23 protein-coding genes are annotated in these 20,929 nt (G+C 72.0%); 16 read left to right on the forward strand and 7 right to left on the reverse strand.

The window, feature by feature from the left end; translation table 11 throughout:
- Positions 1 to 1,182, forward strand: a complete 1,182-nt coding sequence (locus BLW84_RS11895) for a low temperature requirement protein A (RefSeq protein ID WP_093264927.1) — start codon at positions 1 to 3, stop codon at positions 1,180 to 1,182.
- A 42-nt stretch (positions 1,183 to 1,224) separates the two neighbouring features.
- Here the strand turns inward: BLW84_RS11895 and BLW84_RS11900 are convergent, their stop codons facing one another.
- A complete protein-coding gene (locus BLW84_RS11900; RefSeq protein ID WP_093264929.1) occupies positions 1,225 to 3,198 on the reverse strand; it encodes a hypothetical protein in 1,974 nt (657 codons plus the stop codon).
- A 117-nt stretch (positions 3,199 to 3,315) separates the two neighbouring features.
- Here BLW84_RS11900 and BLW84_RS11905 point away from each other — a divergent pair, with 117 nt between their 5' ends.
- Entirely contained in the window at positions 3,316 to 3,768 is a 453-nt protein-coding gene (locus BLW84_RS11905; RefSeq protein WP_093264931.1) for a peroxiredoxin, read from the forward strand.
- Here the strand turns inward: BLW84_RS11905 and BLW84_RS11910 are convergent.
- From BLW84_RS11910 to BLW84_RS11925, 4 genes are all read right to left on the reverse strand, one after another.
- Positions 3,765 to 4,409 carry a trimeric intracellular cation channel family protein gene (locus tag BLW84_RS11910; RefSeq protein ID WP_093265216.1) on the reverse strand — a complete coding sequence of 215 codons (645 nt, stop codon included), beginning with the start codon at positions 4,407 to 4,409 and terminating at the stop codon, positions 3,765 to 3,767. The genes BLW84_RS11905 and BLW84_RS11910 overlap by 4 nt on opposite strands.
- 123 nt (positions 4,410 to 4,532) lie before the next feature.
- Complete coding sequence (locus BLW84_RS11915) at positions 4,533 to 5,537, reverse strand: substrate-binding domain-containing protein (protein WP_093264933.1); 1,005 nt, start codon at positions 5,535 to 5,537, stop codon at positions 4,533 to 4,535.
- A gap of 97 nt (positions 5,538 to 5,634) precedes the next feature.
- The gene (locus tag BLW84_RS11920; RefSeq protein WP_093264935.1) at positions 5,635 to 6,645 is read right to left on the reverse strand and encodes an ABC transporter permease; all 1,011 of its coding nucleotides are present in this window, start codon (positions 6,643 to 6,645) and stop codon (positions 5,635 to 5,637) included.
- Positions 6,642 to 8,162 (reverse strand): sugar ABC transporter ATP-binding protein, encoded by a 1,521-nt coding sequence (locus BLW84_RS11925; protein ID WP_177226412.1) that lies wholly within the window; start codon positions 8,160 to 8,162, stop codon positions 6,642 to 6,644. The genes BLW84_RS11920 and BLW84_RS11925 overlap by 4 nt, the downstream gene beginning before the upstream one ends.
- A 225-nt stretch (positions 8,163 to 8,387) precedes the next feature.
- Here BLW84_RS11925 and BLW84_RS11930 point away from each other — a divergent pair, with 225 nt between their 5' ends.
- Positions 8,388 to 10,040, forward strand: a complete 1,653-nt coding sequence (locus BLW84_RS11930) for a serine/threonine-protein kinase (protein ID WP_093264937.1) — start codon at positions 8,388 to 8,390, stop codon at positions 10,038 to 10,040.
- A 100-nt stretch (positions 10,041 to 10,140) separates the two neighbouring features.
- Here BLW84_RS11930 and BLW84_RS11935 read toward each other — a convergent pair whose 3' ends face one another.
- Complete coding sequence (locus BLW84_RS11935; RefSeq protein ID WP_093265219.1) at positions 10,141 to 11,196, reverse strand: lactonase family protein; 1,056 nt, start codon at positions 11,194 to 11,196, stop codon at positions 10,141 to 10,143.
- Between the two features lie 179 nt (positions 11,197 to 11,375).
- Between BLW84_RS11935 and rocD the strand changes: the two genes are divergently transcribed.
- Positions 11,376 to 12,608, forward strand: a complete 1,233-nt coding sequence (rocD, locus tag BLW84_RS11940; protein ID WP_093265220.1) for an ornithine--oxo-acid transaminase — start codon at positions 11,376 to 11,378, stop codon at positions 12,606 to 12,608.
- Between the two features lie 79 nt (positions 12,609 to 12,687).
- Here rocD and zapE read toward each other — a convergent pair whose 3' ends face one another.
- Positions 12,688 to 13,713, reverse strand: a complete 1,026-nt coding sequence (zapE, locus tag BLW84_RS11945; RefSeq protein ID WP_093264939.1) for a cell division protein ZapE — start codon at positions 13,711 to 13,713, stop codon at positions 12,688 to 12,690.
- Positions 13,714 to 13,809: 96 nt separating this feature from the next.
- Here zapE and BLW84_RS11950 point away from each other — a divergent pair, with 96 nt between their 5' ends.
- From BLW84_RS11950 to BLW84_RS12005, 12 genes are all read left to right on the forward strand, one after another.
- Entirely contained in the window at positions 13,810 to 14,559 is a 750-nt protein-coding gene (locus BLW84_RS11950) for a pyrimidine reductase family protein (RefSeq protein ID WP_177226425.1), read from the forward strand.
- On the forward strand, positions 14,556 to 15,113 hold the full coding sequence (locus BLW84_RS11955; protein ID WP_093264943.1) for an RNA polymerase sigma factor: 558 nt from the start codon (positions 14,556 to 14,558) through the stop codon (positions 15,111 to 15,113). Before BLW84_RS11950 ends, BLW84_RS11955 begins: the two co-directional genes overlap by 4 nt.
- On the forward strand, positions 15,106 to 15,672 hold the full coding sequence (locus tag BLW84_RS11960; protein WP_093264945.1) for a hypothetical protein: 567 nt from the start codon (positions 15,106 to 15,108) through the stop codon (positions 15,670 to 15,672). The genes BLW84_RS11955 and BLW84_RS11960 overlap by 8 nt, the downstream gene beginning before the upstream one ends.
- A gap of 129 nt (positions 15,673 to 15,801) precedes the next feature.
- Entirely contained in the window at positions 15,802 to 16,317 is a 516-nt protein-coding gene (locus BLW84_RS11965) for an Asp23/Gls24 family envelope stress response protein (RefSeq protein WP_093264947.1), read from the forward strand.
- Between the two features lie 139 nt (positions 16,318 to 16,456).
- Positions 16,457 to 16,756, forward strand: a complete 300-nt coding sequence (locus BLW84_RS11970; protein WP_093264949.1) for a hypothetical protein — start codon at positions 16,457 to 16,459, stop codon at positions 16,754 to 16,756.
- On the forward strand, positions 16,753 to 17,007 hold the full coding sequence (locus BLW84_RS11975; RefSeq protein WP_245761089.1) for a hypothetical protein: 255 nt from the start codon (positions 16,753 to 16,755) through the stop codon (positions 17,005 to 17,007). The genes BLW84_RS11970 and BLW84_RS11975 overlap by 4 nt, the downstream gene beginning before the upstream one ends.
- Before the next feature lie 37 nt (positions 17,008 to 17,044).
- Positions 17,045 to 17,224, forward strand: a complete 180-nt coding sequence (locus BLW84_RS11980; protein ID WP_093264953.1) for a hypothetical protein — start codon at positions 17,045 to 17,047, stop codon at positions 17,222 to 17,224.
- Positions 17,221 to 17,607, forward strand: a complete 387-nt coding sequence (locus BLW84_RS11985; protein ID WP_093264954.1) for an Asp23/Gls24 family envelope stress response protein — start codon at positions 17,221 to 17,223, stop codon at positions 17,605 to 17,607. Before BLW84_RS11980 ends, BLW84_RS11985 begins: the two co-directional genes overlap by 4 nt.
- A gap of 3 nt (positions 17,608 to 17,610) precedes the next feature.
- Positions 17,611 to 18,147: a DUF6286 domain-containing protein gene (locus BLW84_RS11990; protein ID WP_093264956.1), complete on the forward strand. Its 537-nt coding sequence runs from the start codon at positions 17,611 to 17,613 to the stop codon at positions 18,145 to 18,147.
- Positions 18,144 to 18,749 carry an alkaline shock response membrane anchor protein AmaP gene (amaP, locus tag BLW84_RS11995; RefSeq protein WP_093264958.1) on the forward strand — a complete coding sequence of 202 codons (606 nt, stop codon included), beginning with the start codon at positions 18,144 to 18,146 and terminating at the stop codon, positions 18,747 to 18,749. The genes BLW84_RS11990 and amaP overlap by 4 nt, the downstream gene beginning before the upstream one ends.
- Positions 18,750 to 18,897: 148 nt before the next feature.
- On the forward strand, positions 18,898 to 20,010 hold the full coding sequence (locus BLW84_RS12000) for an ATP-dependent DNA ligase (protein ID WP_093264959.1): 1,113 nt from the start codon (positions 18,898 to 18,900) through the stop codon (positions 20,008 to 20,010).
- An 11-nt stretch (positions 20,011 to 20,021) separates the two neighbouring features.
- The gene (locus BLW84_RS12005) at positions 20,022 to 20,921 is read left to right on the forward strand and encodes a 2-dehydropantoate 2-reductase (protein WP_093264961.1); all 900 of its coding nucleotides are present in this window, start codon (positions 20,022 to 20,024) and stop codon (positions 20,919 to 20,921) included.
- Positions 20,922 to 20,929 lie beyond the last annotated feature (8 nt).

Raw genomic sequence — 20,929 nt, forward strand, 5'->3', positions numbered from 1 at the left:
ATGAACATCCCACCCCTGCGGCGCGTGATGGTCGCGCGCGACCCGGCAGAACAGCACCGCGTGGCCACGCCCTTGGAGCTGCTGTTCGACCTGTGCTTCGTCGCGGCCGTCGGCCAGGCCGCCGTGCAGCTGCACCACGGGCTCGCCGAGGGGCACTTCGCCGAGTTCGGCATCGGCTACGTCATGGTGTTCTTCGCGATCTGGTGGGCCTGGATGAACTTCACCTGGTTCGCCTCCGCCTTCGACACCGACGACGCCCTCTACCGCGCGCTGACGCTGCTGCAGATGGGCGGGGTGCTGGTGCTCGCCGCCGGGGTGCCCGGCGCGTTCCACGACTACGACTTCACCGTCGTGACCATCGGCTACGTGGTGATGCGCGTGGCGATGGTCGCCCAGTGGTTGCGCGCCGCGCGCGAGCATCCCGAGAGCCGCGGCTGCTCGCTGCGGTACGCGGCCGGCATCTCGGTGGTGCAGATCGGCTGGCTCCTGCGGTTGGCGCTGCCGCACCCGTGGGCCGAGGCCGGTTTCGCGGTGCTGGTGCTGGCCGAGCTCGCGGTTCCGGCGTTCGCCGAGCGGCGCGACCTGACCCCCTGGCACCCGCACCACATCGCGGAGCGCTACGGGCTGTTCACGATCATCGTGCTCGGCGAGGTGGTGCTGGCCGTGACCGCCGCGATCCAGGAGGACGTCTCCGACGGCGGTTGGTCACCGGAGCTGCTGGAGATCGGCATCGGCGGGTTGCTGATGATCTTCGCGATGTGGTGGATCTACTTCAAGCACTCCGCGGCCGAGCAGCTGCGCGATGCGAAGCGCGCCCCGCTGGCCTGGGGATACGGCCACTACCTGGTGTTCGCCGCAGTCGCCGCGGTCGGCGCCGGGCTGGAGGTGGCCATCGACGTCAACGCCCACAAGGCGCACGTGAGCACCGTCTCCGGAGCGCTGACCGTCGCGATCCCGCTGATCGTCTACCTGGTGACGACCGCCGTCCTGCACTCCCGGATGGCCGACGCGGGCGCGCCGGTCCTGGTGCTGACGGGGGTGGGCTGCGCGCTGCTCGTGGTGGTGGCGCTGCTGGCGGACCGGCTCACCATCTCGGGTTCCGTGCTGACGATGGGAATCCTGATGGCCCTGTCGCTCATCGCCGGGCTTGTCCTCCAGCAGCGCCGGATTCCGGCGCGATGACCGGCCGCCGTGGCCCCGTGCGCGCGGGGCCACGGCGCGAAGTCACCGCTGCAGCGCGGCCTCGGCGGCTTCGAGATCCTCGACGACGTCCAGGACGCCCCACCGCACCGGCCACGCGAAGCGCCGGTCCACGGTCCACGCCAGCACCGCGTCCAGGTCGGCATCCCGCCCCTCCGGGGCGATCACCAGCGACGCCGCCGGGCCCACGGCCGGTTTGGCGATGGTGCACCAGGTCGACTCGTCCAGCGGGAACGAATCCTCCTGGAACATGTCGCCGATGAAGTCGCCCTCCTCAACGGAACGAAGTCCCTCGTCGGATTCCTGGCCGAACGAGAAGTCGCCGAGAACCTCACCGGTCCGGGCGCGAACGAACCGCAGCGTGTACTCCCCCAGCACGGCGAGCACTCCGGAGGCGCCCCACAGCACCGCCGTCGTCTCCGCCGGCACCTCGACCGACCGCACGCACGCCGGCTCGTCGCCCAGGGACCACACCTCGACCCGCTCGTCGGCCGTCAGGCACGCGCCGTGCGCCCCCGACGGTTCCCACGCCCACGGGCGCTCGGGGCCCGCATCGTGCATGCCGATCTGCTCGGTCGTGTCGATGTCGAGGTGGAAGCGGCGGCCATCCTCGTCGTGGACGTCGACGCCACCGCCGTCAGGCAGCACGATCGCCAGCCGCGCAGCGCTTCCGCGCATGCCCCAGTGCAGCATGCCCGGGACCTGCTCCACGGATTCGCCGACCTGGTTCCCGGTGCGGGCGTCGAGCACGGTCAGCGTGCCGGGCTCGCCGCTCGCGACGGCGGCGACCAACCGGTCGTCCGGGCTCCACGCGAGCGGGGTGCTGAGGCCGTTCCAGCCGGCATCGCCGATGTGCGCCACCCAGCGCATCCGCCCGCCCGGCAGGTCGACGACGCAGGCCAGCGGGCCGTCGTCGCCCAGGAGCCGGGTGCCGTCGCGCGACCACCGCACCCGGTCGAAGAACCACTCGTAGTGGTCGGGCTCTCCGCCACGGCCGACCTGCGAGGGCCCGAGCACCCGCCTGGCCTCCGCCGGGATCGGCTCGGGGAGCAATTCGGGCTGTACGCCCCGGACGTGCTGGAACTGATGGGCGTAGACGACCTCGCCCCGGTCCAGCGGCGCGATGCAGCCCATCACCTCGTGGCTCGTGCGCATGCTGATGTAGGCGCGGCGGCCATCGGGTGCCAGCGCGAATGTCGCGGAGGAGTCGTTCCCGTCCGTCACGTCCGCGTAGCCGTGGGGATTGACGCTCTGCCCGAACGGATCCCAGACCCCGACCTGGTTGGTGCAGAACCCGACGGCGAGGCGCGTGCCGTCGGCCGACCACTGCACCGTGTCGCGGTCGCCCAGCCAGCCGACGCCGCCGTCGATCACGATCTCGTTGACGGCACGCCCGGTGCTCATCTCCCAGATCTGCACCGTGCCCGCTTCCGCGTCCTCGCCCCACCGGCCGGTGGCCAGGTGCCGACCGCACGGGCTGAGCTCGAAGTCCAGCAGCCCGCCGCCGTCCTCGTAGGCCGGATGGGCGTGCGGATGGCGCAACCGAGCGCCGAGAGCCACCAACCGCTCGGTCGCCAGCCGGTGCGCCGGCGTGATGCCGTGCTCACGTTCGAGTTCGGCCAGCTTTTCCCGCAGCGAAGGCAAATCCCGCTCCGGCGCGAACGCCGCCCAGGCCGCTTCCCGGAGCAGGCCGAGCAATTCAGCCGGGTCGTCCGCCGCCGCCAACGCGTCGTGATCGGCGAAGGAACCGTCAGCCTGCTCGCCGCGGAGCAACAGCTCGTACAACTCGGCTTCCGGCAGCATCGGCACGCCGAGCTTCTGCTCCGCCAAGTCCGGTAAGCGAACCGAGAACACGACTTCCCCGGCCAGCACCGCATCCGGCGCAGCGTCCGGCTCGACCACCTCGGCGCCGAGCTCCGCCAACCGCCGCTCCAGCTCCTCCCGGGAAACCGGCGCTTCGGTGCTGGACAGGTAGATCTTCTTGCCCTTCAAATCCATGATCGACCACAGTAGAGATGGCCCCCGACGACCGGTGGCGAATCGGCAGCGGGCTGGCCGTCCGGGTGTGCGGCGGTCCGCATACCCTGTGGATCCCGATTCCTTCGAGGAGGCGGTATGCGAGAAGGCGATGTGGTGGCGGACTTCGCGCTGACCGACCAGCGCGGCACCGAGCGCAAGCTGTCCGGCCTGCTGGTCGACGGCCCCGTGGTGCTGTTCTTCTACCCCGCGGCGATGACGACCGGCTGCACGGCGGAGACGTGCCACTTCCGCGACCTGTCCGCGGAGTTCGCCGAGCTCGGCGCCCAGCCGGTCGGGATCAGCACGGATTCGGTCGCGAAGCAGCAGAAGTTCGCCGAGGCGCACAGCTTCGGCTTCCCGCTGCTGTCCGACTTCGACGGCGCGGTGGCCCGCCAGTTCGGCGTGAAGCGGCGGTTCGGCCCGATCCCGGTGAAGCGGCACACGTTCGTCATCGACGAGCAGCGGCGGGTGCTCGCGGTGATCCGCAACGAGTTCCGGATGGCCGCGCACGCCGACACCGCGCTGGAAGTGCTCCGGCGGGGCGCCTAGGCCGATCCGGTTCCGCGGGCCAGCGGGGCCCGCCAGCCGTAGCGCAGGGCGAGCAGCCGGATGACGATCGCGAGCAGCGCCGCGAGCGAGCTGGTGATCGGCGTCAGCACGCCGGCCACGGCCAGGATCGACACCAGCGCGCTGCCGAGCAGGGCGGGCACGGCGTAGATCTCGCTCTTCGGGTGCAGCAGCGCCGGGATCTCGCCTGCGAGCACGTCCCGGGCCGCGCCGCCGCCGATCGCCGTCGCCGCGCCGAGCGCGATCGCCGCCAGCGGGTGCATGCCGTAGTTCAGCGCCTTGATGCTGCCCGCCACGCAGAACACGCCGAGGCCGACCGCGTCGAAGAACATCACGAACCGCCGGATCCGGGCCAGCCTCGGATGCCAGAAGAACACCACGATCGCGGCGACCAGCGGAGTGGTGAAGTAGGCGACGTTGGTGAACGCCACCGGCGGCACCGCGCCGATCACCAGGTCCCGGAACAGCCCGCCGCCCAGCGCGGTCACCTCGGCCAGCACCACGATGCCGACGGCGTCGAAGCGCTTCCGCACGGCGAGCAGCGCGCCGGAGAGCGCGAAGGCGAAGATCCCGACCAGGTCGAGGATCTCCTGCACCAGCGGATTCACGATCGCGGTAGCCACCGCGACATTCTCACCGCCACCGCCGGGGCGCCCCGACCCGGCCGCGGGCAAAAGGCGCGTTCGACCGGCCCGACCGGTCGAACGCGCCCGCCAATCTCAACCGATCGGGTGACGGAGCCTCGCTCAGGCGGGCGGGTTCTCGCAGGTGGGGTTGAGGAGCTTCTGGACGTCGGGGCCGTCGACGTTCTGCTTGGTGATCAGCACGGCGCCGGTGTCCGGGTCCGGCAGCGGGTCCGCCGAACCGCGGATCTTGGCGACCGCCGCGTTCACCGACGCGTAGCCCATCTTGAACGGGTTCTGCGCGATCAGGCCGCTGATCACGCCGTCCCGCAGGCCCTGGATCTCGCCCTCCGAGGTGTCCCAGCCGATGACCTTCACCTGGCCGGCCTTGCCCGCCTGCCGCACCGCCTCGGCCGCGCCGAGCACGCTGGGCTCGTTGGCCGCGTAGATGGCGTTGAGGTCCGGGTTCGCGGTGAGGATGTCCTGGGTGACCTGCAGCGCCCGGTTGTAGTCGCTGTCGCTGGACTGCTGCGCGACCAGCTGCAACCCGGGGTGCTTGGCCAGGCCCTTCTTGAAGCCCTCGGCGCGCGTCTCGTTGGTGCTCGTGCCGGGCTGGAACTCGATGAACGCCACCTTGCCCTGGCCGCCGAGCTGCTCGGCGAGCGCGTCGGTGGCCTGCTCCGCGGCGGCGACGTTGTTCGTCGCGAACACCGGCACGTCCGGCGGCTGCGGCGTGGTGCCGGAATCCATGTTGACCACCGTGGTGCCCCGGCCCTGCGCGGACTTGGTGATGTCGGCCAGCGCCTTGGCGTCCGTCGCCGCGTACACCAGGCCCTTGACGTCGCCCTGCGAGAGCAGGTCCTGCAGCAGGCTCTGCTGGCCGCTGACGTCGCTCTCGGCGTGCACCCCGTCCCAGTGGATCGTCACGTCCGGGTGCTTGGACCCGGCGCACTCGGCGCCGACCCGGACCTTCTCCCAGAAGTCGAACCCGATCGCCTTCGGCACCACGGCCAGCTTGATCGGCCCGCCCTGCTGGACGCCGCCGCCGGTCTGCTCGCGCACCCCGACGCTGCACCCGGCGGCAGCAACCGAAAGCAGCACGCACGTCGCCGTCAGTACCTTCTTCATCGCCGAGCTCCCTTGCTCATCGCGGCCTGCTGGATCGGTGTTCGGGCTCCCGCGCGCCGGGGTTCCGCTGCGCAGAACGAGTGGTGCGGCAAATTCCTCACGTGGCGTCGCCGCCGAGCTTGCGCCGTTGGTACCGGTCCCACCAGACCGCCAGCCAGATGATCACGCCGATCAGCACGTTCTGGTAGAAGGTGCTGATGTTGAGCTGGACCGCCCCGTTTCGGATGACGGCGACCAGGAACGCCCCGATCAGCGACCCCCACACGGTGCCGCGACCGCCGAACAGGCTCGCCCCGCCGATGACGACCGCGGCGATGACGTCGAGTTCCAGGCCCTCGCCGAAGTTCGGCTGGCCCGAGTGGATCCGGGACGCCGCGATCATGCCGCCGAGCCCGGCCAGCGCGCCGGAGAGCACGTAGACGGACGTGGTGTAGCGCCGCACCGGCACGCCGGACAGCCGCGCGGCCTCCATGTTGGAGCCCATCACGTACGCGTAGCGGCCGAGGCGGGTGCGGGTGAGCACCACGTGCCCGGCCACCGCGACGAGCGCGATGAGCAGCACCGGGATCGGGATGCTGTTGATGACGCCCTGCCCGAGCAGCCGGAACGATTCCGGCGCGCCGAACACCGCGACGGCGCCGGTGGCGATCAGCACCAGCCCGCGGGCGACGCTGAGCATGCCGAGGGTGGCGATGAACGGCGGCAGCCCGACCACCGACACCAGCAGCCCGTTCACCAGCCCGGCCACCGCGCCGACCAGGATGCCGCCCACGACGCCCACCAGCGGGTTGAAGCCGTACTCGGCCATCAGCAGCACGCCGAGCACCCCGGACAGCGCCGCCACCGAACCCACCGACAGGTCGATGCCGCCGGTGATGATCACCAGCGTCACGCCGACCGCCATCACCGCGTTCACCGAGGTCTGCGAGCCCAGGTTGAACAGGTTGTCCGCGGTGAGGAACGCCGGTGCGATGATCGACAGCACGACGAACACGACGATCAGCGCGCCCGCCGCGGCGACCTGCGAGACCGCGCCGGAGAGCCGGTCTCCCAGCGCGCCCAGCAGGCCGCGGTCCCCAGTGGACGGTGACTTGGTCTGCTCGGTCATCGGTTGCCCCCGTTTCCGGAATTGCGGGCTCCGGTCGCCAGCGCGACGACCCGTTCCTCGGAGAACTCCGCGCGGCGGACCTCCCCGGTGATCCGCCCGCCGCGCATGACCAGGATCCGATCGCACATGTTCAGCAGCTCCGGCAGGTAGCTGGAGATGAGCACCACCGCTTTCCCGCGCGCGGCAAGGGAATCCATCTGCTGGAACATCTCCGACTTGGCCCCGACGTCCATGCCGCGGCCGGGTTCGTCGAAGAACAGCACCTCCGCGCCGGTCTCCAGCCACCGCGCCAGGATCACCTTCTGCTGGTTGCCGCCGGAGAGCAGCCGCACCGGGCGCCCCACCCACGGCACCCGGATGCGCAGGCCGTCGCGCTCCCGCTCCGCGATCCGCCGCTCGCCGGCGAGGTCGATCAGCCCGGCGCGCATCGGCAGCTTCGCCATCGTGATGTTCTTGTCCACCCCCAGTTGGAGGGCAAGACCATCGGTCTTCCGGCTCTCGGTGAGGTATCCGATGCCGGCGGCGATGGCGTCGGACGGCCCGCGGATGCGCAACCGCTCGCCGTCCAAGGTGATCGTGCCCGCGTCCGGCAGCTCCGCGCCGAACACCGCGCGCGCCAGCTCGGTGCGCCCGGCCCCGACGAGCCCGGCCAGCCCGACGATCTCGCCGGCCCGGACCTCGAAGGACACGTCGCGGACGACGTCGTCCCGGGTGAGCCCGTCCACCTTCAGCCGCACCTCGCCGGGCGGGTTGTGGTGGCGCGGGTACAGGTTCTCCACTTCGCGGCCGACCATGAGCTGCACCAGCCGGGCCTCGTCGAGCTCGGTCACCGGCAGGGTGGCGACGACCGCGCCGTCGCGCATCACGGTCACCCGGTCGCCGATCTCGAAGATCTCGTCCAGCCGGTGCGAGATGTAGAGCACCGCGATGCCCTTGGCGGTCAGCTCCCGGACGATGCCGAACAGCTCCGCCGCCTCCCGCTCGGTGAGGCTGGCCGTGGGCTCGTCCAGGATGAGCACTTTCGACTGCACCGCAAGGGCTTTCGCTATCTCGACACGCTGCTGCTCCGCTGTGGACAGCAGCGCCACCCGCCGTCCCGGGTCGATGTCCAGTCCGACGTGGCCGAGCAGCTCCCGCGCGGCGCGGCGTTCCTCGGCCCGCGAGATCCACCCACCGCGGCCGGGTTCGTGGCCGATGAACAGGTTCTCGGCCACCGACAGGTCCGGGGCCAGCGCGAACTCCTGGTGGACCATGGACACGCCGAGCCGCCGGGCCGCGCCGGGCCCCTGGTAGGCGACCGGGACGCCGTCCAGTTCGATGCGCCCGCCGCTGAGCTGTTCGACCTGGGCGATCAGCTTCATCAGCGTCGACTTGCCCGCCCCGTTCTCCCCGGCGAACACGTGCACCTCGCCGGGCGGGATGGCGAGCGTGACGTCGGAGACCGCGACCACCCCGGGAAACCGCTTGCCCACGCCGTGCAGCGCGACGGCGGGTCGGTCCTGCTCGGTGGACGTCACGAAACGCCTCCCATCGGATCCGCGTGATCGTTCCTTCGGGCTCGCAGTGCGCCGGATCATACCCACAACGAACACCCGGGGAAAAGGTTGGAACGAAGCCAAGTATTCGATTACCAGTGCACCACCACCGGGACGAGTCCGGTGAACCGGCGTACGCCGGGGCCGCGGATCCGTAAGCTCGTTGGGGACGAATCCACGATCTTCGAGGCAGGAGGCTGAGGTCCTGTGCAGCCGTTGCTGGCCAGCGACCCGACCCGGGTCGGCGACTACCGGCTGCTCGCCCGGCTGGGCCGCGGCGCCATGGGCGGCGTCTACCTCGGCCGCTCCCGCGGCGGCCGCGTGGTGGCCGTCAAGGTCGTCCGGGCCGACCTCGCCGAGGACCCGGAGTTCCGCGAGCGGTTCCGGCGGGAGGTGCACGCCGCCCGCTCGGTCGGCGGGTTCTGGACCGCGGCTGTCGTCAACGCCGACCCGACGGCCGAGCAGCCGTGGCTGGCCACCGAGTACGTGCCCGGGCCGACGCTGCACCAGGCCGTCGTGGACCACGGCCCGCTGCCGGAGGCCACGGTGCGCAGCCTGGCCGCCGGGCTGGCCGAGTCGCTCGGCGCGATCCACCGCGCGCACCTGGTGCACCGCGACCTGAAGCCGGCCAACGTGCTGCTCGGCCCGGACGGGCCGAGGGTGATCGACTTCGGCATCTCGCGGGCGATGGCCGGCAACGCCCTGACCGCGACCGGCATGTTCCTGGGCACGCCGGGCTTCTTCTCCCCGGAGCAGACCCTCGGCACCGAGGTCGGGCCGCCCAGCGACGTGTTCTCCCTCGGCGCGGTGCTGGTGTTCGCCGCGACCGGCACCGGTCCGTTCGGCGAGGAGAGCACGGCCGCGCTGCTGTACCGGGTGGTGCACGCCGAGGCCGACCTGTCCCGGGTGTCCGACGGGCTGCGGCCGCTGCTGGCGGCCTGCCTGGCGAAGGACCCGGCCGACCGGCCGACGCCCGGCGACCTGCTCGACCGGATCGGCGAGTCCAGCCCGCAGGGCAACTCCTGGCTGCCGCCCGCGATCAGCGACGTGATCGCCCAGCACGCCACCCAGCTGCAGCAGACGGCGAACGCGCCGCTGCCGGACACTTCCCCGCCGCAGCAGGTCCCGGCGACGCCCAGGCCCGCGACGCGCTCCTACACGCAGGCCCAGAACGCGGCGCCGCCCGCACCGGTCGCACCGGCTCCCGTCCCGCCCGCTCCCGTCCCGCCCGCTCCCGTGGTTCCCGCGGCGGTGGCGCCCGAACGCATGCGGGACAAGATCGTCCCGGCGCGCCCGAGGCAGACCGCGCAGAACCAGCACCCGGTGGCGCGGGTGCGCAAGGACAACCCCGGCCCGGTGTTCGCCACCGGCGGCCGGTTCCGCGCCGCGATGTCGGCGCTGATCTGCGGGTTGATCATGGTCGGCGCGTACCAGGTGTTCCAGAGCTACGGCAGGCTTTCGACCGAGAACCTCGCGATCTTCCGGCTGGGCATGCTGCTGCTGGCCGCCAGCATGTTCTGGTCGATCGGGCGGGTGCTGCTGCCGAGCCTGCGCCTGAAGATCAACAGCGACGGGCTGCTGATCTCCCGGCTGGGCTTGACGCGGGAGATCCCGTGGAGCCAGGTGAACCGGGTCGACGTGGTCGACAACGGCAAGCGGGCGGCGCTGGTGGTCTGGCTGGCCAACGGTTCGAAGCCGCCGTCGAAGTGGTGGCACCGAGCCCCGGCGTACCGCGGCGGCGCCCGGGTCTTCCCGATCGGGGCCACGGGAGGCTGGCTGACCCGCCGCCAGGAAGCGCGCAGGGCCCGAACGGCACTGAGCCAGTACGCCTACGGCCGCTACAGCACCCAGCTCCAGTAACGCGCCCTATTTCGCCCGAGAGCTCGTTCCAGAACGGTGCGCGGGCAAGTGTGGGACGTGACCGCCCGGCACGCAGGGCGGAATCAAGCACCGGGCGGCGTCAGCTCACGGGGAGGACGCAGACCGGGGTCGGCGTCAGAACCGGCTCGCCCAGCGGCGTCAGTTCGCCGTTCTGGCCGATGCGGAACGCCTGCACGTCGTTGCTGCGCTGGCCCGCCACGAACAGCACCCGGCCGTCCGGCGACAGCGCCATGTGGCGAGGTTCCACCACTCCCGCCGGGCGGATGTCGACCAGCCGGAGCTCGCCGTCGCTGGAATCCGCCCGGAACACGGCGATGCTGTCGTGGCCCCGGTTCGACCCGAGCACGAACCGGCCGTCCGGCGTCACCACGACTTCGGCGGCCAGGTTCGGCTGCCCGTAGCCCGGCGGCAGCATCGACAGCGTCCGACCCGGCTCCAGCTCCCCGGTCGCGGGGTCGTAGCCGAACTCGGTGAGCGAGGACGCCAGCTCGTTGAGCACGTAGGCGCGGTCCCCGTCCGGGTGGAACGCCAGGTGCCGCGGCCCGGCACCGGCCCGCACCGGGACCTCGTGCTTGAGCGAAAGGTGGCCGCTGTCCACGTCGAAGTCGTAGACGTGGACCGAGTCGGTGCCCAGGTCCACGGCGAGCACGTGGCGGCCGGCCGGGTCGGGCAGGACCTGGTGCGCGTGCGGGCCCTCCTGGCGCTGCGGGTTCGGCCCGCTGCCGCTGTGCTGCACCACGTGGCACGGCTCGCGCAGCACGCCGCCCTCGGCGATCGGGTGCACCACGAGGTTCCCCGACTCGTAGTTGGCGGTCAGCAGGTACTTGCCGGACGGGTGCACGCTCAGGTGGCAGGGCGCGGCACCCAGCGTCGGCTGGGAGTTGATCTCGCCGAGCGTGCCGTCGGGGCGCACCGCGAAGGCGATGACCCGGCCCTCCCGCAGCTCGCTGACCGCGAACAGCGTCGCCCCATCGGGTGCCATCGCGAGGAAGGACGGATCGAACACCTCGGCCACGCTCTCGGTGCACCGCAGCGCCCCGCCGGGATCGGCGATCGCCAGCCGGATCCCGTCGGCCGCCGATTCCGCTCCCGTGTACGCCCCCAGGTAGACCCGGTACTCCCCGTTGTCCGGCATCAGCGCCTCGCCTTCCCCATCCGCGGAAACCTCACCGCACACATGATGTCAAGAGCCCGCCCCACTCCCCCGATGAGACAACGAACCTCCACATTCTGTCGCTAGCACGCAACAGATCGCTGCTGAAAGCAATGCCTCGCGGATGAAATATGCGCGGGCGTCGACATAACCTAATGGCCATGACTGTCGTTCCGTCGCACCTCGAAGCGTCGTCGCAAGCCGCGCGGTACCGCGCGCTCGACGAGCAGTACAGCGCGCACAACTACCACCCGCTGCCGGTCGTGATCGCCGAGGCGTCCGGCGCCTGGATGACCGATGTGGACGGACGGCATTACCTGGACTTCCTGGCCGGGTACTCGGCGTTGAACTTCGGGCACCGCCACCCCGACCTGATCGCCGCCGCCACCGAGCAGCTCGGCCGCGTCACCCTCACCAGCCGCGCGTTCCACCACGACCAGCTCGGCCCGTTCTGCCGCGAGCTCGCCGAACTCACCGGCACCGACCGGGTACTGCCGATGAACTCCGGCGCCGAGGCCGTCGAATCCGCCATCAAGATCGCCCGGAAGTGGGCGTACCGAGTCAAGGGCGTGCCGGAGAACCGGGCCGAGATCATCGTGGCCGGATCCAACTTCCACGGCCGCACGACCACCATCGTGTCGTTCTCCACCGACCCGGTCGCGCACGACGAATTCGGCCCGTACACCCCGGGATTCATCGTCACCGACTACGGCGACGCCGCGGCGGTCGAGGCCGCGATCACCGAGCGCACCGCGGCCGTCCTGGTCGAGCCCATCCAGGGCGAAGCGGGCGTGATCGTGCCGCCGGCCGACTACCTGCCCCGGCTGCGCAGGCTCTGCGACGACAACGACGTGCTGCTGATCGCCGACGAGATCCAGTCCGGGCTCGCCCGCACCGGCGAGCTGCTGGCCAGCGAGCACGACGGCATCCGCGCCGATCTTTACACCCTCGGCAAGGCGCTCGGCGGCGGCATCCTGCCGGTGTCCGCGGTGGTCGGGCGCGACGACGTCATCGGCGTCCTGGAACCCGGCCAGCACGGCTCCACCTTCGGCGGCAACCCGCTGGCCTGCGCGGTCGGCCGAGCCGTGGTGCGCATGCTGAGCACCGGCGAGTTCCAGGAGCGCTCACGCGAGCTGGGAGCGCACCTGCACGCACGGCTCGGCGAGCTCGTCGGCCGCGGAGCGGTCGAGGTGCGGGGCCGCGGCCTGTGGGCCGGCGTGGAGCTCGCCGCAGGCGGGCCGACGGGCCGCCAGGCCAGCGAGGCGCTGGCCGAGCGCGGCGTGCTGTGCAAGGAAACGCAGGACACGACGCTGCGAATCGCACCGCCGCTGGTGATCACCCGGGCCGAACTCGACACCGGCCTCGACGCGATCGAAGCGGTCCTCACCAGCTGAGCCGGGACCGAGACGTCCGAAGAGGAGGGAACGGACCGTTCGCCGCGCTAGGCGGAGTGAACGGTCCGTTCGCTCCGGATCAGGACTTGGCCAGGTCCCGGGAGAGCGCGGTGAGGCGGCTGATCGCGCGGAGGTACTTCTTCCGGTAGCCGCCCTGCAGCATCTCGTCGGTGAACAGCGCCGACAGCGGTTCGCCCGAGACCCGCACCGGGATCGCCCGGTCGTAGAGCCGGTCCGCGAGCGCGACCAGCCGCAGCGCGACGTCCTGGTCCGGCGCCGCGTGCACCCCGCTGAGGTGCACCGCGGTGATCCCGTCGGCCAGGCGGCCGTACTTCGAGGCGTGCAGTCCGGCCAGGTAGTCGCAGAGCTCGTCGAAGTCGTCCAGCGTCGAGCCGTCGGTGGCCTCCGCGAGCCGGGCCAGCTCGTCCTCGCTCATCGGCGGCGGCGCGTCCGGCAGCCCGCGGTGCCGGTAGTCCGGGCCGTCGACCCGCACCACGCCGAACCGGGCGGACATCGCGTGGATCTCGCGCAGGAAGTCCGCCGCGGCGAACCGGCCCTCGCCCAGCTTGTCGGGCAGCGTGTTGGAGGTCGCGGCGATGTGCACGCCCGCGTCGGTGAGCTTCGCGATCAGCTGGGTGACCAGCATCGTGTCGCCCGGGTCGTCCAGTTCGAACTCGTCGATGGCCAGCAGCCGGTGCGTCGAGAGCCGCTCGACGGTCTCCGCGAACCCGAGCACCCCCACCAGGCTGGTGACCTCGACGAACGTGCCGTAGGACTTCTGCCCCTCGACGGCGTGCCACAGCGACGCGAGCAGGTGCGTCTTGCCGACGCCGAACCCGCCATCCAGGTAGAGCCCCCGCTTGCCGTCGTCGTTCTTCTTCCGGCCGAACACCCCGCGCAGCCAGGACCCGCCACCGGCGGCGGCGTTGATCCGGTCGGCGAACGCCGAGCAGTCCCGGACCGCCTGCTCCTGGCTCGGCTCGTCCGGGTTCGGGATGTAGGTGTCGAAGCGCACCGCGTCGAACATCGGCGGCGGCGTCATCGCCTGGACCAGCTCGTCCGGTGTCATCTCGGGACGGCGGTCGACCAGACGGGGAGAACTCATGCGCAGACCTTATAACCGAACGGGGCATTCCCGGCCGTGCGGGCGCGTGCTCCTGCTCACCCGCCGGACCGGCGCGCGTGGTGGGATTGACCCGTGGTGGACAAGCTCTGGCCGGTCGACGGCGCGCAGCAGGTGGACGACCAACTCGAGGGGTTCTACGCCTACCCGGAGCGACTGGAACGGCCCTGGGTGCGGGTGAACTTCGTCTCCAGCCTCGACGGCGCGGTGACCGTCCGGGGCAGCTCACGCGGGTTGTCCGCGCCGGTCGACCAGCGGGTCCTCGGGCTGATCCGCGACCTCTCCGACGTCGTGCTGGTGGGCGTCGGCACGGCGCTGGCCGAGGGCTACCGCGGCGTGAAGCGCAACGAGGTCCGCGCCGAGCGCCGGGAGCGCCTCGGCCTGTCCCCGGTGCCGCCGATCGCACTGGTCACCGCGCACGCTTCGCTGCCGCCGGAATCGCCGCTGCTCACCGACACCCTGGTGCCGCCGATCGTGCTCACCTGCGAGGCCGCCCCCCAGTCGCGGCGCACCGCGCTCGCCGACGCGGGCGCCGACGTCGTCGTCGCCGGCGACGAACGGGTGGATCTGCACGCTGCGCTGGACGCGCTGAACGCGCGGGGGCTGCGCCGCATCGGTTGCGAAGGCGGCCCGACGCTGTTCGGCAATCTCGTCGACGAGGACCTCGTCGACGAGCTGTGCCTCACCCTGTCGCCGCTGCTGGCCAGCGGCGACGCGGGCCGGATCGCGACGGGCGCCGGTGTCGAGGCGCCTCGGCGGATGCACCTGCAGTCCGCCCTGCATGCGGAATCGCTGCTCCTGCTGCGTTACGCGAGAATGCGTTCGTGACAGTTGGGGCGAGCGCGGACGAAGCCCTGGTGGCTGCCGCCCAACGCGGCGACGCGACGGCGTTCGACGCGTTGGTCCGCCGCCACACCGCCAAGATGTACCGGGTCGCGTACCGGATCCTCGGGGACTCCGCCGAGGCCGAGGACGCGGTCCAGGAGGCGTGGGTGTCCGCCTGGCGGTCGCTGGGCCGGTTCCGCGGCGAATCGGCGCCGACCACCTGGCTGTACCGGGTGGTCACCAATGCGGCCCTGGCCACCGTGCGCCGCCGCAAGCCGACCGTCCCGCTGGAACCGACCGCCGATTTGATCTCCGACCGAATCGCGGTCGATCCTGAGGGCCACGTCGTCCGCACCGAGGACGCGGCCCGCGTGCACCGCGCGATCGCATCCCTCGAACCCTCCCAGCGCATCCCGCTGGTGCTCCGCGAGCTGGAAGGGCTGAGCTACGAGGAGATCGCCGAGATGCTCGACGTGCCGGTGGCCGCGCTGCGGTCCCGGCTGCACCGGGCGCGGGCAGTTCTGCTCGCCAGGCTGAAGGAGATGCGCGATGGATGACCGCTCCTTCGATCCGGACCGCGCGCTGCCGTGCGGCCGCACCGACGGCATGCTGCTGGACTTCCTCGCCGACAGCGCCCCGCCGGAACTCGCCAAGCACATCCCGACCTGCCAGGACTGCCAGGCCAGGCTCGCCGAGCTGGACTCCGACTGGGCGCCGGTGCGGCGAACCGCGCATCTGCCGATCGAGTCGCCGCACGGGCTGGTGGAGCGCACGCTGATGGCGGTGCGCGGGGTGCGGGGCGGCCGCGGCGCGGCGCCGGTGGAGCTCGTCCAGGAGGGCGGCAAGCTGCGCGTCTCCCCGCAGGCGGTGGTGCTGCTGACGCGTCGGTTGTGCCTGGAACTCCTCGCCGAGCGGCCGGGCGTGCACCTGCGCGGCTGCGTCGGCGACGTCGACGAGGTGCGGGTGGACCTGGCGGTCCGCTACCCGCTGCCCGCCCCGGAGCTGGCCGACGCCATCCACCGCGAGCTGACCGCCGCGCTGGGCGAGGCACTCGGCGCGGGCGCGCCGCAGGTGTGGGTGCGGGTGGTCGACGTCGAGCCGCCGAGAGCCGGGTGACCGCATCGTCACAATGAGTGGCGTGGCTCACAGCCGCGGAAGATCACGTCGAGCGGATGCATCAGATCACCTACAAGCCCAGCCGAGCCGTCACGGCATCGGCGAAGACCGGGAAGGAGCTGGATTTCCATGGCCCAGAACAGCGGGAGCCCGCAGAACCCGCAGGCCAAGACCGAGCGCAGCGACGAGAGCCGGCGAATCCCGGAGACCCGCTCCGGCACCGCGCCCGCCCGCCTGGCCGACGAGACCGCCCAGGGCAAGACCACCATCGCCGCGTCCGTCGTGCAGAAGATCGCCGGCATCGCGGCCCGCGAGATCTCCGGCGTCTACGCGATGGGCGGCGGCGTGTCCCGGGCCTTCGGCGCCATCCGGGACCGGATCCCGGGCGGCAGCGGGACCTCCTCCACCTCGGGCGTCCAGGTAGAGGTCGGCGAGAAGCAGGCCGCGGTGGACCTGGACATCGTCGTGGAGTACGGCGCGTCCATCGTGGACCTCGCGCGGGCGGTGCGGCGCAACGTGATCACCGCGGTGGAGCGGATGACCGGGCTGGAGGTCATCGAGGTCAACATCGCGGTCAACGACATCCACCTGCCCGACGAGGACGGCGAGGAAGCCGGCCAGCAGACCACGTCCCGCGTCGAGTAGGACCCGAGAGGAAACGGTTTCCAGGCTCGTCCTGCGTAGCGGTGCGGGTAGCGGCCCCCTGCGGGAGTTACTGCGGCCTTCTCGACCCCGGGATCCCCGGAACCAAAAGACAGATCGTTTTCGTGGAGGACGATTCGACATGCCGGAACAGGTTTCCGCCGGTGAGCTGGCCGATCGGGTGCTCGCCCACCCCTCGGTGGTCCGGCTGCACGGCGGGCAGTTCGGCGAGATCGCGTCGTACCTGCCGGGCCGCAAGGTCGTCGGGGTGCGGTTACCCGAGTCGGGCGCCGCGGAGATCGGCGTCGTGCTGCGCCTGGACCGGCCGCTGCCGGAGGTCCTCGGCGAGATCCGCGGCGCGCTGGCCGAAGCGCTCGGCGACGTCCCGGTGGACATCACGGTGGCCGACGTGATCACCGGTGAGCCGCGGGGAGGCGCATGATGGTGCCTGTGCAGCACGATCCGGCCACCACGCGGGCGGCGATCCGCGCTTTCGTCCGGGCCAACCACCCGGACGTCGGCGGTGACCCGGAGGTCTTCGCCGCCGGTCTCGCCGAACTCCGGTGCCACCGGCCGCGCGACCGCTACGACGCACCGATCGTCGTGATGCACCGGCCGCGCGGGATTCGCGGGCTGCTGCACCGGATCAGCGCCCGCCGGGCACGCCGCCACCGGCCGCCACGAGTCCGGTGACCATCCAAGTCAGTTCCTCAGCAGGAGGGTTGCACCCATGAACGCGACGCAGACCGGCTTGCTCGCCGGCCTCATCCTCGGCACCGCCGCGGCGGTCGCCGGCTTCACCGGGTTCCTGATCGCGCTGGCGGTCGGCGCCGTCGGCCTGGTGATCGGCCGGGTCCTGGACGGAGAGCTGGAGATCGGCGACATCCTGGGCCGGGGCCGGGACCGATGACGGCCACCACCGGACCGGCCGCGGCCGAAGAACCCAGCCGCGACGACGATCCGGCCGAGCGGGGCCGGTTGCACATCAGCCGCGCGGTGCTGCGCAAGATCGCCGAGCACACCGCCGACCAGGACCCCGGCAGCGCCCGGCGGCGCCACCGGCTCGGCGGCGGGCGGCAGGGCGCCGCGGCGCAGGTCTCCGGTCCGGACGACGCGCTGCGGATCCGGCTCGACGTCGCGCTGCGCTACCCGTCGCCGGTGCGCGAAAGCGTGGCGTCCATGCGGGAGCGGATCGGGTCGGAGCTCGAGCGCCTCACCGAGTTCCGGGTCCGCACCGTGGACGTGACCGTGTCCGCGCTCGTCCCCGCCGACGTGCCACCACGAGTGGAGTGAGCCATGCGCCTGTTGGTACGCCTGATCACCACGCTGCTGGGCCTGGCCGTCGCGGCGGGCGGCGCGCTCCTGGCGATCGAGGCGGTGTGGGTCCTGGCGCGGCCCGGCACCGGCGGCCTCATCGTTCCTTGGCAGCAGGTCCACACCGGACTGAGCTCGCTGTCCTGGCACGACCCGCAGGTCCTCGCGACCGCGGCGGTGGTCGCGGTGGTGGGCGTGCTCCTGGTGCTCATCGCGATCGACGCCGGGGCCAAGGACATCCGGCTGCACGACCCGGCGCCGGAGGTCACCGTGACCACCGACCGGCGCTCGCTGGCCCGGCTGGTCGGGCACCAGGTGCGCGACCAGGACGGCGTCGCTGTCGCGTCGGTCACCGCCGGCTCGAAGCGGGTCCAGGTGAAGGCGACCGCGCAGTTCCGGGAATCCGGCGACCTGCGCGCCCGGCTGACCGAAACCGCCGAGCACGCCGTGCAGGACCTGCCGCTGCGCAGCACCCCGAAGGTGCTGGTGTCGGTGACCGTGCCGAAGGAGCAGCGATGACGGGCCGGGATGTCAAACCGAGCACGACGCCGGTCGCGCGCGGGCTGTCCTTCGAGCGCGGCGTGGTCATCGCGCTCGGGTTGCTGGCGCTGGTCGTCGGCGTGATCGCGCTCCTCGTCGGCACCGGGTGGCTGGGCGTCTTCCGGGCGCAGCGACCGCTGGCCGATCCGCTCCTGGTGCAGTGGCTGCGGGACAACTCGCAGGTGGCGATCGCGGTGGCGATCGTGCTCGGCATCGTGCTGTTCGTGCTCGGCCTGTGGTGGGTCGTGCGGGCCTTGCGGCCGGAGCCGCGACCGGCCCTCGTCCTGGAGCGCGGCAACGAAAGCCTGGCGGTGACGAGCGCAGCGCTGACCGAAGCCGTGCGCACCGACGCCGAGCGGGTCACCGGGGTCAAGCGGGCGCGGGTCCGGATGGCGGGCAGCGAGCAGCGCCCGGCGCTGCGGCTCACGCTGTCGTTGCAGGAAGGCACCAACGTGCGCCACGTTTGGGAAGAACTCGACGAGAAGGTGCTTTCCCGCGCCCGCGAATCGCTGGGAATGGATACGTTGCCAACGGCGATCCGGCTGCAGCTGGATCGCGCGCCTCGCCAACGCGTCCACTGACCGACTGAATGACCAAGTCACCACGTCGGGGCTGTCCTCGCTGGGAGAACTCCAGAGGAGTGGGCACCGTGAACCCGCGGCGGCGCAAGCCGAGTCCCACACCGCAAGCGGCTCCCGCCGCTTCTTAAACAGACCTGAGGAGGACCCGGTGCTCCCACTGCAACCGCCGGTGAAGCCGATGCTGGCCAGCCCGGTCGAGGGCATCTCCCGGCAGGGCGGGCTGCTGTTCGAACCGAAGTGGGACGGCTTCCGCTGCCTGGTGTTCGCCGATCCGCAGGCCGAGGAGCCGGTGCTGCTGCAGTCGCGCACCGGCCGCCCGCTCAACCGGTACTTCCCCGAGGTCCTGCGGACCGTCGCCGAACACCTCGACCGGCCCGCGGTGCTGGACGGCGAGCTCGTGGTGATCCGACGCGACGACGTCGGCGACCGGCTGGACTGGGACGCGCTGGGCGAGCGCATCCACCCGGCCGCCAGCCGGGTCAAGGTGCTCGCCGAGAAGACGCCGGCCACCTTCATCGCCTTCGACCTGCTGGCGCTGGACGACCGGGACCTCACGACCGCGCCGCAGACCGAGCGCCGCGAGCTGCTCGCCGGTCTCGGCCTGAACCACGACGGGCTGCGCACCACGCCGGTCACCGATGATCCGGACACCGCGGCGGAGTGGTTCCGGGTGTTCGAGGGCGCGGGGCTGGACGGCGTGATCGCCAAGCCCACCGACGGCCAGTACGTGCCGGGCAAGCGGACCATGTTCAAGATCAAGCACTCGCGCACCGCGGACTGCGTCGTCGCCGGGCTGCGCTGGCACGCCAAGACCGAACCCGGCACCGCGGTGGGTTCCCTGCAGCTCGGGCTGTACGACGACCGGGGCGTGCTGCACCACGTCGGCGTCGTCGGCGCCTTCCCGGCCGCGCAGCGACGCGCGCTGGCCACCGAGCTCGCCGAGCTGGTCACCGACGGGGAACACCCGTGGCTGGGGCCCGACGCGGCGGACGGGCGGCGGCTGCCCGGGTCGGTGAACCGCTGGAGCAGCACCGAGCAGCCGTGGGTGCCGCTGCGCCCGGAACGCGTCGTCGAGGTTTCCTACGACCACACCGAAGGCGCCCACCCGGGCCGGTTCCGGCACACCACGCAGTTCGTGCGGTGGCGCCCCGACCGCGACGCCGACTCCTGCCGCTACGACCAGCTCGACGAGCCCACGCGGTACGACCTCGAAGCCGTGCTCCACGGCGACGTCGACCAGAGCGCCCGCGTCGACGGGTAGTGTCAGGACCCGTGGCAGCACAACGCATCGCGGTGATCGGCTCGGGCGGTATCGGTGGGGTCCTCGCGGAAGCCGCGCATTCCGCCGGGCACCAGGTGACGATGTGCGTCCGGACCCCGTTCGACCGGCTGACGCTGGAAACCCCGGGCGGCACCGGGGAAATCCCGGTCTCGGTGGTGACCGAGCCCGGCGCGCTCGGCGAGTACGACTGGGTCCTGCTGACGACGAAGGTCCAGGACGCGGCGAGCGCGGCCGGCTGGCTGCGGAAGCTGGACGGCGGGCGCGCCCCGGTCGTGGTGGTGCAGAACGGCGTCGAGCACCGCGAATCGATCGCCGGGCTGGGCCTGCAGGCCCAGGTGCTGCCCGCGCTGATCTACGTGGCCGCCGAGCGGGTCCGGCCGGGGCACGTGGTGCGCCGCGGCCCCGCCACCATGCAGGTCGAGGCGGGCGAGATCGGCGAGCGCTTCGTCGAGCTGGTCTCCACCAACGACCTGAGCGCCCGGACCACGTCGGACTTCCGCACCGCGGCGTGGCGGAAGATGCTGACGAACCTGGCGCCGAACCCGATCACCGCGCTGACCCTGCGCCGCCTCGACGTGCTGCGCGAGCCCGACATCCTGGACCTGAGCAAGGGCGTCCTCGCCGAGGCCGTCGACGTCGCCCGCGCCGAAGGCGCCCGGCTGACCCACGCCGACGCCGAGAAGGTGCTTTCGGACTACATCGAGAAGTTCCCGCCGACCAACGGCACGTCGATGCTCTACGACCGGCTGGCGGGCCTGCCGACCGAGCACGAGCACATCACCGGAGCGCTGGTGCGCGCGGCGGACGAGCACGGTCTCCCCGTCCCGCTCAACCGGACCCTCCTGACCCTGATGCGCGCCCTCCGCCCCATGCGGATGCCGTCCATCTGACCTCGGAC

The sequence above is a fragment of the Saccharopolyspora shandongensis genome, from assembly GCF_900106995.1.
Classification (GTDB): domain Bacteria; phylum Actinomycetota; class Actinomycetes; order Mycobacteriales; family Pseudonocardiaceae; genus Saccharopolyspora; species Saccharopolyspora shandongensis.